Annotated in this window: 20 protein-coding genes; 13 read left to right on the forward strand and 7 right to left on the reverse strand. The window is 37.5% G+C overall.

Annotated features, from left to right (window positions below; all coding sequences use genetic code 11):
- Positions 1-259: 259 nt before the first annotated feature.
- The 3 genes from RUH95_RS18945 to RUH95_RS18955 form a co-directional block, all read right to left on the reverse strand.
- A complete protein-coding gene (locus RUH95_RS18945; RefSeq protein ID WP_313894509.1) occupies positions 260-1525 on the reverse strand; it encodes an ammonium transporter in 1266 nt (421 codons plus the stop codon).
- A gap of 19 nt (positions 1526-1544) precedes the next feature.
- The gene (locus RUH95_RS18950) at positions 1545-1886 is read right to left on the reverse strand and encodes a P-II family nitrogen regulator (RefSeq protein WP_313894467.1); all 342 of its coding nucleotides are present in this window, start codon (positions 1884-1886) and stop codon (positions 1545-1547) included.
- 147 nt (positions 1887-2033) lie between these two features.
- Positions 2034-2945 carry a 1,4-dihydroxy-2-naphthoate polyprenyltransferase gene (locus tag RUH95_RS18955; RefSeq protein ID WP_313894468.1) on the reverse strand — a complete coding sequence of 304 codons (912 nt, stop codon included), beginning with the start codon at positions 2943-2945 and terminating at the stop codon, positions 2034-2036.
- A gap of 154 nt (positions 2946-3099) precedes the next feature.
- Here RUH95_RS18955 and RUH95_RS18960 point away from each other — a divergent pair, with 154 nt between their 5' ends.
- The 5 genes from RUH95_RS18960 to RUH95_RS18980 all read left to right on the forward strand — a co-directional run bounded on the left by RUH95_RS18960 (position 3100) and on the right by RUH95_RS18980 (position 9287).
- Positions 3100-4461: an isochorismate synthase gene (locus RUH95_RS18960; RefSeq protein ID WP_313894469.1), complete on the forward strand. Its 1362-nt coding sequence runs from the start codon at positions 3100-3102 to the stop codon at positions 4459-4461.
- A complete protein-coding gene (gene menD / locus RUH95_RS18965; RefSeq protein ID WP_313894470.1) occupies positions 4454-6172 on the forward strand; it encodes a 2-succinyl-5-enolpyruvyl-6-hydroxy-3-cyclohexene-1-carboxylic-acid synthase in 1719 nt (572 codons plus the stop codon). The genes RUH95_RS18960 and menD overlap by 8 nt, the downstream gene beginning before the upstream one ends.
- A complete protein-coding gene (gene menH / locus RUH95_RS18970; protein WP_313894471.1) occupies positions 6154-6978 on the forward strand; it encodes a 2-succinyl-6-hydroxy-2,4-cyclohexadiene-1-carboxylate synthase in 825 nt (274 codons plus the stop codon). The genes menD and menH overlap by 19 nt, the downstream gene beginning before the upstream one ends.
- A complete protein-coding gene (menB, locus tag RUH95_RS18975; protein WP_313894472.1) occupies positions 6978-7796 on the forward strand; it encodes a 1,4-dihydroxy-2-naphthoyl-CoA synthase in 819 nt (272 codons plus the stop codon). The genes menH and menB overlap by 1 nt, the downstream gene beginning before the upstream one ends.
- A gap of 69 nt (positions 7797-7865) precedes the next feature.
- Positions 7866-9287, forward strand: a complete 1422-nt coding sequence (locus RUH95_RS18980; protein ID WP_313894473.1) for an o-succinylbenzoate--CoA ligase — start codon at positions 7866-7868, stop codon at positions 9285-9287.
- 52 nt (positions 9288-9339) lie between these two features.
- On the opposite strand, the gene RUH95_RS18985 is transcribed toward RUH95_RS18980, so the two are convergent.
- From RUH95_RS18985 to RUH95_RS18995, 3 genes are all read right to left on the reverse strand, one after another.
- Complete coding sequence (locus RUH95_RS18985) at positions 9340-10329, reverse strand: metal ABC transporter solute-binding protein, Zn/Mn family (RefSeq protein ID WP_313894474.1); 990 nt, start codon at positions 10327-10329, stop codon at positions 9340-9342.
- 99 nt (positions 10330-10428) lie between these two features.
- Positions 10429-10662 (reverse strand): membrane protein insertion efficiency factor YidD, encoded by a 234-nt coding sequence (gene yidD, locus RUH95_RS18990; RefSeq protein ID WP_313894475.1) that lies wholly within the window; start codon positions 10660-10662, stop codon positions 10429-10431.
- On the reverse strand, positions 10659-10787 hold the full coding sequence (locus RUH95_RS18995; RefSeq protein ID WP_313894476.1) for a hypothetical protein: 129 nt from the start codon (positions 10785-10787) through the stop codon (positions 10659-10661). Before RUH95_RS18995 ends, yidD begins: the two co-directional genes overlap by 4 nt.
- A 244-nt stretch (positions 10788-11031) precedes the next feature.
- Here RUH95_RS18995 and RUH95_RS19000 point away from each other — a divergent pair, with 244 nt between their 5' ends.
- The 8 genes from RUH95_RS19000 to RUH95_RS19035 all read left to right on the forward strand — a co-directional run bounded on the left by RUH95_RS19000 (position 11032) and on the right by RUH95_RS19035 (position 15215).
- Positions 11032-11961 carry a c-type cytochrome gene (locus RUH95_RS19000; protein WP_313894477.1) on the forward strand — a complete coding sequence of 310 codons (930 nt, stop codon included), beginning with the start codon at positions 11032-11034 and terminating at the stop codon, positions 11959-11961.
- 50 nt (positions 11962-12011) lie between these two features.
- Positions 12012-12191 (forward strand): putative motility protein, encoded by a 180-nt coding sequence (locus tag RUH95_RS19005; protein ID WP_313894478.1) that lies wholly within the window; start codon positions 12012-12014, stop codon positions 12189-12191.
- Between the two features lie 77 nt (positions 12192-12268).
- Positions 12269-12571, forward strand: a complete 303-nt coding sequence (locus RUH95_RS19010; protein WP_313894479.1) for a transposase — start codon at positions 12269-12271, stop codon at positions 12569-12571.
- Entirely contained in the window at positions 12568-12729 is a 162-nt protein-coding gene (locus tag RUH95_RS19015) for a hypothetical protein (RefSeq protein ID WP_313894480.1), read from the forward strand. The genes RUH95_RS19010 and RUH95_RS19015 overlap by 4 nt, the downstream gene beginning before the upstream one ends.
- Before the next feature lie 64 nt (positions 12730-12793).
- Entirely contained in the window at positions 12794-13468 is a 675-nt protein-coding gene (locus RUH95_RS19020; protein ID WP_313894481.1) for a CPBP family intramembrane glutamic endopeptidase, read from the forward strand.
- A 56-nt stretch (positions 13469-13524) separates the two neighbouring features.
- The gene (locus RUH95_RS19025; RefSeq protein WP_313894482.1) at positions 13525-13998 is read left to right on the forward strand and encodes an NUDIX hydrolase; all 474 of its coding nucleotides are present in this window, start codon (positions 13525-13527) and stop codon (positions 13996-13998) included.
- A complete protein-coding gene (locus tag RUH95_RS19030) occupies positions 13976-14761 on the forward strand; it encodes an alpha/beta hydrolase family protein (protein ID WP_313894483.1) in 786 nt (261 codons plus the stop codon). Before RUH95_RS19025 ends, RUH95_RS19030 begins: the two co-directional genes overlap by 23 nt.
- Positions 14762-14765: 4 nt before the next feature.
- Positions 14766-15215, forward strand: coding sequence for a hypothetical protein (locus RUH95_RS19035; protein ID WP_313894484.1), 450 nt, complete (start codon positions 14766-14768; stop codon positions 15213-15215).
- Positions 15216-15412: 197 nt separating this feature from the next.
- Here the strand turns inward: RUH95_RS19035 and pckA are convergent, their stop codons facing one another.
- Positions 15413-16999, reverse strand: a complete 1587-nt coding sequence (gene pckA / locus RUH95_RS19040) for a phosphoenolpyruvate carboxykinase (ATP) (protein WP_313894485.1) — start codon at positions 16997-16999, stop codon at positions 15413-15415.
- Positions 17000-17173 lie beyond the last annotated feature (174 nt).

Consider the following 17173-nt stretch of genomic DNA (forward strand, 5'->3'; position numbering starts at 1 on the left):
TTAAGACACCGCCCTTTCACGGCGGTAACACGGGTTCGAATCCCGTAGGGGTCATAGAGTAGAGAAGGCAATCATTCATTTGATTGCCTTCTCTTTTTTTGTGAAATTATAAAGGTCTTATGGTTACTATAAAGGCTTTCAGTATATGTTTTTTAAAAAATTGGAGGCTGTAAGATTAAAGATACATTAATCTTACAGCCTCCAAAAGAAGTTGAACTGAGAATTTTTCAATTTTACCTATATAAGAGCTCCTCTAATATTAATAACCTTTTCCTAGTTGCGTTAAACGTTGTGCAAACTCTTCTGCATTCTTTTTAACGCCAGGGAAAACATCATTTAATTCGTACGCTTGTGATCCATGCTCTGTAAAATCTAGTCCTGTTATTTCTTCTTCTTTTGTAACGCGGAGAGGAGTAAATATTTTTACTATATATAAGAAACCGAATACTGTAGTAGAAGTCCAAATGATAACTGCTAGTATGCCAATCGCTTGGATTCCTAGTAAACCCATATCACCATTGATGAAAAGTCCATTTGACGTGTCAAACAAACCTACAGCTAATGTACCCCAAATACCCGTAATTCCATGGACAGCAATTGCTCCAACTGGATCATCCATTTTTAGTGTTACATCTAAGAAGCGAATTCCTTCTGTCATTAAAATACCTGCAATCAAACCGATAATAATTGCGCTAATTAATGATACATTTGCACAACCAGCTGTTATTCCTACCAAGCCACTTAATGCGCCGTTTAATGTAATAGAAGCGTCTAGTTTTTTATATTTAATTTTCGTGTATAGAGCTGTAGAAAGAACTGCTGAGGAGGCAGCAAATAATGTATTTGCGATAATAGGTGGAACGAGTGCAGGGTCAGCTGTTAATGTGCTTGCTCCATTAAATCCAAACCAGCCTACCCATAGTATGAACACACCCAATGCACCTAGAGGAATGCTATGGCCAGGTATAATATTTACAATGCCGTTGCTGTATTTACCGATTCTAGGACCAATCATTAGCACGGCAATAAAAGCACCGATTGCTCCAGTCATATGAACAACTGTAGATCCTGCAAAGTCGATGAATCCTAATTTAGAAAGCCAGCCTCCACCCCAAACCCAGTGTCCTACTACGGGATAAATGACACCTGCCATTACGATAACTAGTAGAAGGTAGGAGGATAATTTCATACGTTCGGCAACTGCACCAGAAATAATGGTGGCACATGTTGCTGCAAACACAGATTGAAATACGAAAAATGCAATATCTTCTCTACCGAAGAGTGCAAATCCATCTGTTCCAATTACACCAAAAGCAGATTCACCAAACATAAATCCAAATCCAACAAAGAAATATAAAATTGCACCGAGTGAAAGGGTCAATAGATTTTTCATTAAAATATTGAGTGTGTTTTTTGAGCGAGTAAATCCTGTTTCGACCATTGCGAACCCGGCATGCATAAAAAACACTAAAATTGCCCCAAGCATTACCCAAATCATATCAATAGAGCCTTGAACTGTTTCCACTGTCATTGTATTCTCCTCCTTAGTTTACGGCGATTGCCCCGCGTTCTTTGCTTCTAATGCGAATTGCTTCTTCAACAGGTAAAACAAATATTTTCCCATCTCCAACAGCATTAGTAGATGCATGAGTAAGAATTGCATTTACCGTATCATCGACTAAGCTGTCTTCGACAACCATTTCTAGTTTGAGCTTTGTATAGAACTCCATTTCAAACTCATTACCCCGAAATAATCCAGTACGTCCCTCCTGACGACCACAACCCGCAATTTCTGTCACACTTAACCCGTCAATCCCTTGTAGAGCCAATGCTTGTCGAACTTCTGAAAATACATCTGGGCGAATAATTGCTTCAATCTTTTTCATGTCCATCCTCCTAATGTAAGAATATCTAACATCATATAACATGTAAAACAGAATGTAAACAATTTTCTGAATAATTATGTTAGTTTTTCTGACATCAATAAAAACAGCTAGGAAGTAGAAATACTTCCTAGCTGTTTAACGTTTTATTTAAATGTAAAAGCCGATGAGTAAACCGATTCCAAGAAGGAAAACGAAAATTGTATTGGTTAGAGCTGTATCTTTCATCCCTGGTGCTACTTCGAGTGGATTATCTTTTTCTCTAAATAATTTAAGGGCATGCATAGGCTTTTTAATGCTTAATAGTACTAATAAAGTCCATGGCGTGATAATTTGCAAGATTACTAAAGCAATAATCCAAAGATAGGATATAACAAAATAGGAGGCTAAAATAGTAACTGCGTTTTTTCTACCTACTAAAATTGCCATTGTTTTTCTGCCGCCTTCTTCGTCTTCTACAAGATCACGTATATTATTTGATAGCATGATCGCAGCAACCAAAAGGGCACTTGGAACTGAAAGTAAAATGGCAAAGTTCGGTACAGTGCCAATTTGAATATAAACAGAAATTAAAACGATTAACATTCCCATAAATACGCCACTAAATAACTCACCGAATGGTGTGTAGGCAATTGGGTAAGGTCCACCAGTATATAAATAACCGATTAACATAGAAAGTGCACCAACTATTAGTAGCATCCATGATGATTCATAACATATATAAATACCAAGTAGTGCAGCAATTCCGTATAATAATAGTGCTAATTGTAGAACTGTTTTTGGTTTTACTCCATTACGAACAATTGCTCCGCCTATTCCAACAGATTTCTCACTATCTAGTCCTCTAGCGAAATCGTAGTATTCATTGAACATATTAGTAGCTGCCTGTATAAGAAGACAAGCAAATAACATAGCAAAAAATAATAGCCAGTTAATATTTGTGTAATAGAGTGCAATCATTGTCCCTAGAAATACTGGAGCAAATGAAGCGGTTAATGTATGTGGTCTTGTTAGTTTCCACCAAATCCGCCAGCCTTTATCTGTTTGAAGTTCATGTGACATATATTATTTCTCTCCTTTAAAAGAATCCAAATACAATTTTAGCATACATTCGCATCTAAATGTGTGCCGAAAAGCTTAGAAAGATGTATGATTAAGGGTAGATGTTTTCAATAGATAAATTAAATTGTAGGTATTATATACGGAGGTAATTTTTATGCCGAACACCACCGGTCAAAAGAGTGGAACATTAAGTTTTTATACGGAAACAATTGAGGTATCCAGATTGTCCGCACATGCTTTTTTTGAAGCGGGAGATGACAGTTTTAAAGGGAAGCGCTTTTTTTGGCAAAATAAAGAGAAGACGTTTACGCTTGTAGGATTAGGTCATGCTCATATCATTTCGAATAATTTAGAGTCAAACAGATACAAAGATATTGATGAAAAATGGAAGGCTCTTTGTCAGTCGTCATTAATGGAAAAGGTAGATGTTTCGCCGATTCTGTTTGGGGGCTTTGCTTTTGATCCAAGCAATATGATTTCATCGGAATGGGATACATTCCCGTCTGCATTTTTTGCAGTATCGACATTTCAATTAGTTATTCAAAATGAACAAGCATTTGTGAGTATTCATTATATAACAGATGAAAAAGATAGCTCAGAGACATTCGAGAGATTGCGCATTGAAAGAGATGCTCTTATTCATACTGCTCAAGTAAAGGAGCTAAATGTGCATGCAAGACCAAACTTAATAGCAAGAGAAGATCGTTTGAAAAAAGAATATTTGGACGCGGTCGAGGATGTAACGAATCGAATTCGCCAAGATGAAGTGAAAAAAGTAGTAATTGCTCGTTCACTTAAATTGAAGTTTGATCATTCATTTTCTCCTTCTACAGCGATTTATAATGCATCGATGGAACAGCCTGAAAGTTATTTATTTGGCTTAGAAAAAGAGGATAAAACCTTTTTTGGAGCAACCCCAGAGCGTTTGGTGAAAGTAGAAAATGGGAAAGCTCAATCTGCAGGGCTTGCAGGTTCTGTTAGACGTGGAGAAAATTCGGTAGAAGATAAAGAATTAGGGGATAGTTTATTGTCTGATTCGAAAAATCTAGGGGAGCATAAATACGTAGTGGACATGATTCATGAAGTATTTGCTCAATATTGTGAGGAAGTGAAAGTTCCCACACGCCCAAAGCTAATGAAAATCAGAGATATTCAGCACTTATTTACGCCGATAGAAGGTAGGCTTAAAACGGAAGCATCATTGTTTGAATTAGTAGAAGCGTTACATCCGACACCTGCTTTAGGTGGGGCGCCGAGAGAACAGGCTATTGAAATTATACGTGCGTCTGAGCAGATGAATCGCGGATATTATGCAGCTCCGATTGGTTGGATTAATGCAGAAGGAGACGGCGAGTTTGCTGTTGGTATTCGTTCAGCATTGCTTGAAAATGAACATGCTTATTTGTATGCTGGTGGAGGAATTGTCGCAGAATCTTCCTCATTAGATGAATTCGAAGAAACAAGAGTGAAGTTTAGACCAATGCTTCGAACGCTTGGAGGAAATATGAATGACTAACATCGAGTATTTAACTTCTTATGTAAATCGATTTGTTGAAACAGTGAAAATAGCAGGTGTGACAGACGTTGTTATTTGTCCAGGGTCTAGATCTACACCACTTGCTTATGCATTTGCTAAAAGTGAAGATTTTAAGTTGTATCGTCAAATTGATGAGCGTTCAGCAGCATTTTTTGCTTTAGGTATTGCGAAAGCAAAAAAAACACCCGTTGTGCTACTTTGTACTTCGGGAACTGCTGCGGCTAATTTTTTCCCGGCGATTGTAGAAGCGTTTTATGCTCGTGTGCCATTACTTGTTGTGACTGCTGATCGTCCACATGAATTACGGGAAGTAGGAGCACCACAAACGATTGACCAAGTGAATCTTTTTGGGAAGCATGTGAAATGGACGGTAGATTTTCCTATTCCAGAGGATAGTGAAGAAGGTTTAGCTTTTATCGAACGTCATATTCATCGTGCTATTTCTACGTCGAGAACATTGCCTATGGGACCAGTGCATATTAATGTGCCGTTTAGAGAGCCTTTACTTATTAATATGGAGAAGTCTTCATCAGCTACTCAAATGAGCTTGACTGAAATGGGGCAGTTAGTGCCAAGCGAAGAATTTCTAACATGGTATAAAAAATTACTTATGGCCGAAGAAAAAGGGCTTTTAATCGTGGGTGACTCGATTCATTCGACGGAAGGGTTTTGGGAATTTGCCAAAAGTCTACAATGGCCCGTGTTAGTAGATCCTTTGTCTAATTTAAGAGGATCGGTCCCTGAAGAATATATGCATTTATGCATTGATCAATACGATGCGATTCTTAAAAATGAAACATTTGGTAAGATTGCTGTTGCGGATGTAGTGATTCGATTCGGGGCACAGCCAGTTTCGAAGCCACTTACGCTATTTTTAAAGGCGAGTAAGCCAAAAGTGTATGTCGTTGTGGACGAAAGCTCTATTTTCCGTGATTCAATTCATTTAGTTACGCATCATGTGCAAGTAGGAGCGGCATCTTTATGGAGTCCACTCGAGCAGAAAAATTCTTCTACTTATTTAGAAGATTGGTCGAAGGCAAATGATATTGCAACAGCATGTATTCAAACATATATCAAAGAAGAGAACGATGAAGGTGCATTAGCTGGACTCTTTTTCGAATCACTTCTGGATGGTGTGGATCTTTTTGCAAGCAGTAGTATGCCAATCCGTGACGTAGATACGTTTTTCAATAAAACAACGAAAGACATACAAATCTATTGTAATCGTGGAACAAATGGTATTGATGGAGTCGTTTCTACTGCATTTGGAGTACACGCAGCAACATCTCGTCCTGGTTATTTACTCATTGGAGATTTAGCTTTTTTACATGATGTTAATGGGCTTATTATGAGTAGATTTCAAAAAAGTGATATGACCATTGTTGTGATGAACAATGATGGAGGAGGAATTTTCTCTTACTTACCTCAATCCGCGGAAACGAATTATTTTGAGCATTTATTTGGAACGCCAACTGGACTAGAGTTTTCTCATATTGCAGCAATGTATGATGCGCAATACGATGCAATTCACACTAAAAAAGAATTGCAAATTGCTCTAGAGCAGCCAAAGACAAAGGATGTACGAATTATAGAAGTGTTTACAAATCGCCAAGTGAATACCGAAACACATCGAAAACTATGGACTGCTATTTCAAAGGAGCTGGATGCTAGTTGGAAAGTTTACAAGTAAAAGTTCGTTCACTTACCATGCATTTAAAAAGATTTAATAGTGGTGCAGAAGAAAAGCTTGTATTGCTCCATGGATTTACCGGCAGCACGAGTACTTGGGATAATGTAATTAAATATCTTCCATCTACAATTGAAGTACTTACAATCGATTTAATCGGTCACGGGGAAACTTTTAGTCCAGATGATTTTGCGAGATATTATGTAGAAGAACAAATAGAAGATTTACATGAGCTATTTATCCAGCAGGATTGGACAGACTTTACACTTGCTGGCTATTCCATGGGGGGGCGACTTGCACTCGCTTATGCTGAAAAATATCCGGTGAAAAGGCTAATACTAGAAAGTAGCTCACCAGGTCTTGCAGAAGTAGAGGAAAGAGCAAAGCGTAAAATTGCAGATGAACTTCTTGCTAATAAAATAACGGAAGAAGGAATTGTTTCCTTCATCGATTATTGGGAAGAGATTCCTTTATTTGAGTCACAAAAAAGTCTTTCATTCGAAAAACGGGAAATGATTCGGGCGGAGCGATTAGCGCAGTCAGAAATTGGTTTAGCGAATAGTTTGAGAGGGTTTAGCACGGGTGTTCAGTTTTCTTACTGGGATAAGCTTGAGCAGATGAATAGCTCGAGTGTATTAATTGTAGGCGAGTTAGACGAAAAGTTTTGTAGAATTGCAGATTTAATGAAAAAACAGTTACCAAATGCACGATTGGTGAAAGTTAAAGGCGTTGGACATGCAATTCATGTGGAAAATCCAGAAATATTTGCTACAATAATAGAGGAAGCTATTTTAGAGGAGGATTATTAATGACACGTCAATGGGTAACAGAACGTACATATGAAGACATTAAGTATGAAACATATAACGGCATTGCTAAAATCACGATTAACCGTCCGGAAGTTCGCAATGCATTTCGTCCTAAAACAGTTAAAGAATTATTAGAAGCTTTTACGTTCGCGCGCGATGATAAAAACGTTGGAGTAATTATTTTAACAGGTGAAGGCGAGAAAGCATTCTGTTCAGGTGGAGATCAATCCGTTCGTGGACATGGTGGATATGTTGGAGAAGATGAAATCCCACGTTTAAACGTACTGGATTTACAACGTTTGATCCGAGTTATTCCGAAGCCAGTAGTGGCAATGGTAGCTGGTTTTGCAATTGGTGGCGGACATGTTTTACATGTTGTTTGTGACTTAACAATTGCTGCTGAAAATGCTGTTTTTGGACAAACGGGACCAAGAGTAGGATCATTTGATGCAGGATATGGTTCTGGTTATTTAGCACGTATTGTTGGACATAAAAAAGCACGTGAAATTTGGTACTTATGCCGTCAATATAACGCACAAGAAGCACTTGATATGGGATTAGTTAATACAGTTGTTCCTTATGAGCAGTTGGAAGACGAAACGGTACAATGGTGTGAAGAAATGTTAGAGATGAGCCCTACCGCTCTACGTTTCTTAAAAGCAGCAATGAATGCAGATACAGACGGTTTAGCTGGACTGCAACAAATGGCTGGAGATGCTACACTTCTTTACTATACAACTGATGAAGCAAAAGAAGGTCGCGATGCATTTAAAGAAAAACGTAAACCTGACTTCGGTCAATTCCCACGTTTCCCTTGATGTGAACACGCAATTAGCAAAGCTGTCCTAATATAGGGCAGCTTTTTCTAAAGGAGATGAAAGTATCCGATGTATCCGAATTTATTGGTAAAGCGTGCTAATTTAACTCCGAACCGTGTAGCGTTACGGTTTTTAGAGAAAGAGTGGACATTTGCGAAGGTGTTGGACGAGGCAAGTGAATTTGCTGAGAAATTACATACAAAAGGCATTACTCCAGGAAAAAGAATCGCCATACTCGCTTCTTCTAGTCCTGAATTAGTAATTGTTTTGCATGGCTGTATGCAATTAGGATGCGAGCTTGTCATGTTGAATGAACGACTAACCGAAGAGGAATTAGTTTATCAATTAAAAGACAGTGCCCCCGACTATTTAATTGTTGATCAGCATGAAAAAAGAGCGCTGCCATTTTCTAATAAGCTCTCGTTTGATGATATCTATGTAGAAGTACGAACTCCTTTTGTTGTAGAGTATGAATGGACGAAAGAACGCACGATAACGATTATGTATACGTCAGGTACAACAGGAAAGCCAAAGGGAGTGCGACAGTCACTTGAAAATCATGTGATGAATGCAACAGGATCTGCTTTCAATTTGGGTGTGCAGACAGATGATTGTTGGCTTTGTTCGATGCCGTTATTTCATATAAGTGGTTTTTCGATATTAATGCGGTCAGTTCTATATGGAATGGCAGTAAATTTACATACGAAGTTCGATGCTGAGAAATCAGTCACAGAAATTTTATCGGGATCTGTAACAAGAATGTCTGTTGTTGCGGTTACGTTGGAACGAATTATTACTGTATTAGAAGAGCAAAATCTTGTATTTCCAAATACATTTCACTCAATGCTAGTAGGTGGAGGTCCAGTGCCTTTGAATTATTTGGAAAGAGCAATTGAGAGAAATATTCCTGTATTGCAGACGTATGGAATGACGGAAACTGCATCTCAAACGACGACTTTGGCGAGCGAAGATGCTATTCGAAAGCTTGGTTCTGCTGGGAAGCCTTTATTTTTTGCAGATGTGCGCATAGATGGAAAAGAAAAGATTGGTGAGATTTGTATAAAAGGTCCGCATGTAACAACTGGTTATATTGGAGCTTCCGCAACGAGAAGTCCACTAATAGACGGATGGCTTCATACGGGAGATATGGGATATATAGATGAGGAAGGTTATTTATTTGTTGTCGATCGACGCTCTGATTTAATCATTTCCGGTGGAGAAAATATATATCCCGCAGAGATTGAGCAGGCGTTAGTAAAGCATCCAGCAGTGAAAGAAGCAGGTGTGGCAGGGAAAGAGGATGCTAATTGGGGACAAGTTCCTGTAGCTTTTGTAGTATTAAGAGAGGATGTTACAGAAGAAACTTTAAAAGCGTTTATGCAAACGCAATTAGCTTCTTACAAACAGCCTGTTAGTTATCATTTTGTTGAAGATTTGCCTCGTAACGCGTCCAATAAGCTTTTGAGAAGAGAGCTTTATAAGTGGATGTAATATAGTTGAAAAGCGTGTTGTAAGTGGTTAAAACCCTTACAACACGCTTGTTTTATTGTAATGCAGTTTTTAGAATGTCTAGATTTCGATTCATTAATGTGAAGTATGTTTCATGATTTTCAATATCATCTTTAGAAAGCACCCCAAGATTATGTAGTACTAGGCTTTCAGCGCCAACTTCTTTTTGGATGACTTCCGTAAGCTTGGAGGAAACATTTTGTTCAAATAAAATATAGTGAATATTTTTTTCTTTTGCTAAGTCAATCATTTCTGTTAATTTTTTTTGAGATGGCTCGTCTTGCGAATTAAGTCCTGCGATTGCAATTTGCTCTAAACCATAAGTGTTTGCAATATAGCCAAATGCAGCATGCGAAACGAAAAATGTTTTATTTGGAGCATTATGCGCCATTTCTTCAAAGCTAACGTCTAATTGTATTAGTTCTTCGACAAGTTGCTCATAGTTTTTTTCAAATGCTTCTTTTTTTGCTGGAGCAGCTTCTACTAAAGAATCTTTAATAGACAATGCAAGGCTTTGGCTTATTTTTGGAGACATCCATATATGTGGATCAATATCTCCATGATCGTGTCCTTCGTGATCATGTTCTTCGCCTTCTTCTTCTTCTTCTTCTTCTTCTTCTTCTTCTTCTTCTTCGTGTTCGGAAGAACCTAATTGTTCATCAGTTATTGCATCGACTGTTGCTACCATTTTCACATGTTCTTTAGCAAGCGTCTTTTTCGCATTTTCAACAAATCCTTCTAAACCTAAGCCTATGTAAAAAAATAAATCAGCATCCGCTAGTGCCATCATATCTTTTTGAGAAGGCTCAAAAGTGTGCTCGTTTGCACCAGCAGGATATATGGACTTTACTTCTACTGCATCTCCACCAATTCTTTCGGCAAAATATTGCAGTGGGTAAACCGTAGTATAAACGGTAATTGTACTGTCTTTTTGCGCAGTTTCTTCATTCGTATTTTTATCGCCACATGCAGCTGTCGATAAAATTAATATAAGTGCTAAAAATAAAAAGCTTACTTTCTTCAAAATATCCAACCCCTAAATAGTAATCATTACGTTTTGAGTTTTTGTAACTTTTTCATCTTACAAGACTACTTAAAAAAAAGCAAGAAAAAAACCTTTGAATTATTTTTTTTTCAAAGGCCATTCCTCTGGAACTGGATCAATGCCGCCTTCATGAAAAGGATGGCATTTAGATATTCTTCTAATTGTTAAGTATCCACCTTTTACAGCGCCATGTTTTTCTACAGCTTCAATGCCGTAATGCGAGCATGTCGGATAAAAACGACAGCTTGGTGGTGTTAGTGGAGAGATAAACTTTTGATATAAGCGAAATGTTCCAATGACTAGTTGCTTCATTGTCCATCAACGCTTTTAGGCTTTGGATCAACATCGGGAGACTTATCATTCATCGCAAATTTATATATAAATGCAAATCCAAAAATACTCAATAAAACTGCGCCACCTAAAATCCAAAAAACCATTATGATTCACTCCAATAAATTATTAGTTAAGTTTATTGTAAGTAATAAAGAGCCATATTAAAAGGAAAAGCAACTATTACTTAAAGGTGAGTGACAACTTTATGTCCACAATGCTGGATAGGGGATGATTTATAAATAAGTCAAAATACCAACATTGTCTTGAACTATTGGTCTTTTTGTGAGAAATATCACATCTGTTTTTTCGACTCCTTGATATTCTTAAAGTAAGAAAGGGGCGATAAGCATGAATAACGGAATAGGAATTGCAGCGGGCTTATTGTTTATTGGTACAATTATAGGATCGGTTTTATTGACAGAAAAAATGAATGTAGAAAAACCGGAACAGCAAGTCGCAGTGTCAAGTCAATCTAGTGGAACGCAAATTGCGTATAATCCACCAAGTTTAGATGACGTACCGGAAGGACCAATGGGAGAAGCAATTACATATGGTTATAATTTAGTGAACGAAACATATTCTGTAGCAGATCCATATGTAGGAAACAAGCTTTCATGTACTAGCTGTCATGCAGGAGCTGGGTTAGATGAAGATTCTTCTTCATTTGTTGGAGTAACTGCTGTGTATCCTCAATACATAGCGCGCTCAGGAAAAATAGTAACGATTGAAGATCGCATTAATGGTTGTATGGTACGAAGTATGAATGGGGAAAAACTCGAATTAGGTAGCGATGAAATGAAAGCAATGGTAGCTTATTTTACTTACATTTCGGAAGGTATTCCTGTAGGGGCAGATCTTCCATGGAGAATGAAAAATTCAATGGATGACGTACCGACTCCAAGTGTGGCAGATGGAGAAGAACTGTATAGCAAGTCTTGTATTGCATGTCACGCCGGAGATGGTTCTGGAACAGATCCGAATACTGGACCAGCATTATGGGGAGATAATTCTTTTAATGACGGTGCAGGGTTAGCTAGAGTGTCGAAAATGGCTGGTTATATTCAACAAAACATGCCAGCTGGAGCAGGTGGAACACTTAGTGATCAAGATGCGGCAGATTTAGCAGCATTTATCTTAATGCAAGACCGTCCAGAATGGAAAAATCATGACAAAGATTGGCCAAATGGTGGTAAACCAAACGATACGATGCATAAAGAGCGAAGAGAAGGTATAAAAAATGGAACGATTAATTGGGATGAAGTGCTATCTAGCAATTAATATTATCGTTATTTGACCGATAATATGTTTGTATAGAAGGAGGGATTACTATGGATATTAATTCCATCATGTCTTCACAGTTAGTGCAATTACAGCAAACTGTTCAGTTAAGCCTTTTACAAAATGCGATGAACATGGAAGCTGTATCTGCTGTAGCTTTGTTAGAAGATATGCCCCAGACTGCTGCACCACACCCATACAAAGGTTCAGTAGTAGATATTCAAGGTTAATAAAAAAAACATGTGCCACATTTGTGGTGCATGTTTTTTTGTTTTGTACACATACTTGATAAAAAGGATGTGTGAAAATGACGCTTTGTAAAGTATATGTTTCGTTAAACCATCGGCAAGTATATGCGTTTCCAGATGAATCGACTTGGGAGTTTGAAGTAACAGCAGAAAGAAGAATTATCCGTATACTTCATCAATTATTTGATCAATTGAAGCGAGTGGAAGGTGCACATTTTTTTAGTCCAGACATACAAAATAGCCCGTATGATCTTAGGTTAAAAAAGATATACGCTTTGATTCATGAGTTTTGCGACGAAGAATCAAAGAAATTTATTGAGCAATTACCATATTTTCAATTAAGAAAGGTGGAGCAAGCATGACAAAAAATATTAGCAGAAAAGGCAATGAAACAGCTACGAATTATCGCAATGTAAGTTCTCTTTTGCACCAATCTCCTCAGCAAAAGTCGAAAGAAAATATTGCCCAAAATAGAGAAGAAGGGAACGCTCATTATAAATTGAGTGGAGAAAAAGAATAATCAGATGGAGACTTAGCTTGGATGCTAAGTCTTTTTTTATATATATGGTAAAATAGGAAGAAATATGGGGAATGAAGTAGGTGGGAATATGATAAAGCAACTTATTTTATTGGTAGGGCCTACACTCATGATAATGGTGGGGTTGCCGATTTTGCAAAATGTTACGATTACTTTTTTTCTTTTTTATGGTTGGTTATTATTTGTCCCCCTTGTCTTTATTTTTTGGAATAAGAAAAGTACATATACACTAAAACTCCCTCTAACGAAAAAATCGTTGTTAGTAGGAGTTATAAGTGGAGTAATTTGTTTAGTGGCGATTTATAGCTTTGTCTTCTTTTTTCAGTCGTCTGTATTGAATATACCGGAATTGCAGCAGGTTTTAGTGGAGTGGGATTTTAACGGGGCGAAAGTTATTTTATTAATATTTGTATTAATTTTTATCAATCCAATTTTGGAGGAGTTGTATTGGAGAGAGTTTATGCATTCTCGACTTGTACATAAAATAGGGAGTGTGAAGACGATTTTCGTTACGTCTATTTTTTATAGTTTGTATCATTTGATCGTAGTTATTGAAATTTTTAGCTTCCCATTCAATGCACTTGCAGTTATTCCTGTCTTTTTGGCAGGAATTATGTGGGGGATTTTCCGTATTCAATTAAAATCAATCACGGCATCAATTGTAAGCCATAGCTTAGCGGATATAGGGATAATGCTTGTTTATTGGAATATTGTGATGTAGTTCAATATCATAATGTTCCCTGTGATAAACTTTAAGAATAAAGGAGGGAGCTAATTTTGATTACTTTCCAGGATCTAAACGATATTCAAGTACAATTATCATTTGATAAAGATGTATTTCCTATAAGAGCAATGCATGTTCTTGTTTTAGCGAAACATGAAAATAAATGGTTATTAACAAAGCATCCGAAACGAGGCATCGAGTTTCCAGGTGGAAAAGTGGAAGATGATGAAACATTGGTGGAAGCAGCTATTAGAGAAGCATTGGAAGAAACAAATGTGGAGATATTTAATTGCCAGTGGATTGCAGAATATATGGTGCATGAGGAAAAGCCATTTTGCAAAGTAGTATTTATAGCAAATGTTGGCCATATTAATATAGAACATACGAATTTTGAAACAGAAGGTGCCGTGTGGCTGACGTATGAAGAATTGGTAAGCTGTGACCATTTGAGTTTTCATATGAAAGACGCAGGAATGCAGGCCATTTTAGAAAAGGTGAGTGCGTATGAAGGCAAATGGAATAATTGAAAAAATGCGTGTTTATCCTTCTCCAAATCCACGTGTTAACTTAACGGAAATTACGTATTGGTCTTGTGGGCTAAGAGTGAAAGGGATGCTCGCTATGCCAAAAAAAGAAGGGCCCTACGAAGGAATTTTGTATTTACGGGGTGGCATGCAAGGAATTGGAATGGTAAGACCAGCTAGAATTGCGCAAATTGCTTCGGAAGGTTTTGTTTTATTTGCCCCTTATTATCGTGGAAATCGTGGTGGGGAAGGGAAAGATGAATTTGCGGGGGAAGATCGCTGGGATGCTGTGTATGGTGTGGATGTTTTAAAACAATTTTGTATGCCAGATCGAATGCATGTATTTGCTTTTTCCAGAGGGGGAATAATGGCCCTTTGGACGGCGATTTTAAGAAATGACATTCAGTCCGTTGTTACGTGGGCAGGCGTTTCTGATATTTATTTGACATATGAAGAACGTCAAGATATGAGAAGGATGATGAAGCGGGTTATTGGTGGTACTCCGACGAATAATGCGGAAGCTTATGAAGCTCGAAATCCTTTCGCTTTTATACAGGAAATTCATGCGTCGACACTCCTTATTCACGGATTATTAGATACGAATGTTTCTTTCGAGCATGCCAAAGTATTAGAACAATCCTTATTAGAAAATGAAAAAGTAGTAGAAACTTGGTATTATCCAGAGTTTACGCATTTTTTTCCGAGTGAAGTGAATCGGCAAGTTGTGAAGGATGCTTGTATATGGATGAAAAGACAGGGAGTGTGATCGTATGGGGCAAGTGGCGATACATTTACCGGCAATTAGTTCTGATAGTAAGACTGCATTTGCAGAGGATACTAGTTACTGGCTGAATATGTGGGAAGATTATATAAACGTATTTCAAAGTGTGGTCATTCACTGTTGGAATGAAGAAACAGAAGCAATTACAGAATTGGATTCGATAGCAGAGTTTACAATAAAAGAAGGTCTGATTACATTATTTACGATAAGTTTAACAGAAGGTAACCGTGCTTTTTTAAAAGAGCACTCCGTTGATCCAAGAGGCGGTTTAAAGTGGTTTACGTTATTTTTTCAAGTGAATGGAGAGGAACGGTTGGAAGTCGGGCATTATGGCTCTGAAATAGTAGTGTACAAAGTGGATGAAGAGCAGGCAGAGAAATTTATCGCATTATTTCCGGAGTCTTCAAGTTCTCACTATTATGAGGATTATATAGAATAAAAAAACTAGCATAAAATTTCATATGCTAGTTTTTTGAGATATTAAGAAATATATACTTTTCAACTAAGTCATTGTCTAGCTTCAGCGCCTAGCCCCTCGAGGTTAAATGCCAATTTCTTGCGGTGGCTGGAAAGCTACCTCCTCAGAAACCGTCATTTACTTTTCGGGGCTGAGCAAGGTGCTTCCGCATTTCTTACTTAAGCTAAAGGTCCACCTTTAAGAGAAATTGCTTCTGATACGGTACCGAATTTTGTGAAGTTTTTACGGAATGCTTGAGCAAGTTCCGTTGCTTTTTGATCATATGCAGCTTTATCAGCCCATGCATTACGAGGAACTAATACTTCTGTTGGAACGCCTTCAATTTGTTTTGGAATTTCTAAACCAAATACAGAATCTTTTTCTGTTTCTGCATTGTTTAATTTTCCTTCGATTGCAGCGCGAACCATTGTGCGTGTGTAAGAAAGTTTCATACGGCTACCAACTCCGTATTCTCCACCAGTCCAACCAGTGTTTACAAGGAATACTTGTGCGCCGTGCTCATCAATTTTCTTCCCTAGCATTTCTGCATATACAGTTGCATGTAATGGTAAGAATGGTGAACCAAAGCATGTTGAGAATACTGGTTGTGGAGATGTAATTCCACGTTCTGTACCTGCAAGTTTAGATGTAAATCCGCTTAAGAAATGGTACATTGCTTGTTCTTTCGTTAGTTTACTGATTGGAGGCAATACGCCAAATGCATCAGCAGTTAAGAAAATAATTGTATTTGGGTGACCAGCAACAGAAGGCTCTACAATATTTTCGATATATTGAATTGGATAAGCAGCACGAGTATTTTCTGTTAATGAATTATCAGCATAGTTAGCAACGCGTGTTTCGGCATCTACCACTACGTTTTCTAATACTGTTCCAAATGAAATAGCATCCCAAATTTGAGGTTCATTTTCACGAGTTAGGTCGATACATTTTGCATAACAACCACCCTCAATATTAAATACGCCATTATCAGACCAGCCGTGCTCGTCATCACCGATTAATTTACGGCCAGCATCTGCAGAAAGGGTAGTTTTACCTGTACCTGATAAACCAAAGAATAATGCAACGTCCCCGTCATCTCCAACATTTGCAGAGCAGTGCATTGGTAAAATGTCTTGTTCTGGAAGCAAATAGTTCATAATAGAGAATATTGATTTTTTCATCTCACCAGCATATTCAGTACCACCGATTAACACAGTGCGTTTTTCCATTGATACAATGATAAACGTTTCTGTACGGGTACCATCTACAGCAGGATCCGCTTTGAAATTAGGAGCAGAAAGAATAGTGAAGTCTGTTGTATGTGTAGCAAGATCTTCCTGTGTTGGACGGATAAATAACTGATGAGCGAAAAGATTATGCCAAGCGTATTCGTTAATTACTTGAATACCTAGACGTGATTCTTTATCTGCCCCTGCATATCCTTTAAACTCGAAGATTTCGTCTTGTTTGTTTAAGAAGTTAATCATTTTTTTATATAGAGCATCAAAAACGTCAGAAGAAATTGGTTGGTTTACTGAGCCCCAATCGATTTTGTCTTTTGAAATAGCTTCATCTACTATATACTTATCTTGTGGGGAGCGGCCAGTATATTTCCCTGTTTCGGCTTTTACTGCACCAGTAGAAGTTAAAACAGCTTCTCCTCTTGTTGTAGCTTTTTCCACAAGTTGTGGCACTGACAATTGGCTGCTAACGTTATTTCCTGCTAACAATTCTTTCAGTTCACTCACAGTATCGATTGAATTCATCTTGAATATACCATCCTTTTTTTATATTTCCTCTAAAAAAGAGGAAGTTTTTCTAGATATGTGAAATAGTATAACACATTAAAGTAATTAGTCTATACTAATGAAGTTAATATTTTTCTTTTGTGAATAAAATGCTAACAAAAAAATAGTTGACTTCTGTTACGTATTTACGTA

It is taken from the genome of Psychrobacillus sp., assembly GCF_032154225.1.
GTDB lineage: Bacteria > Bacillota > Bacilli > Bacillales_A > Planococcaceae > Psychrobacillus.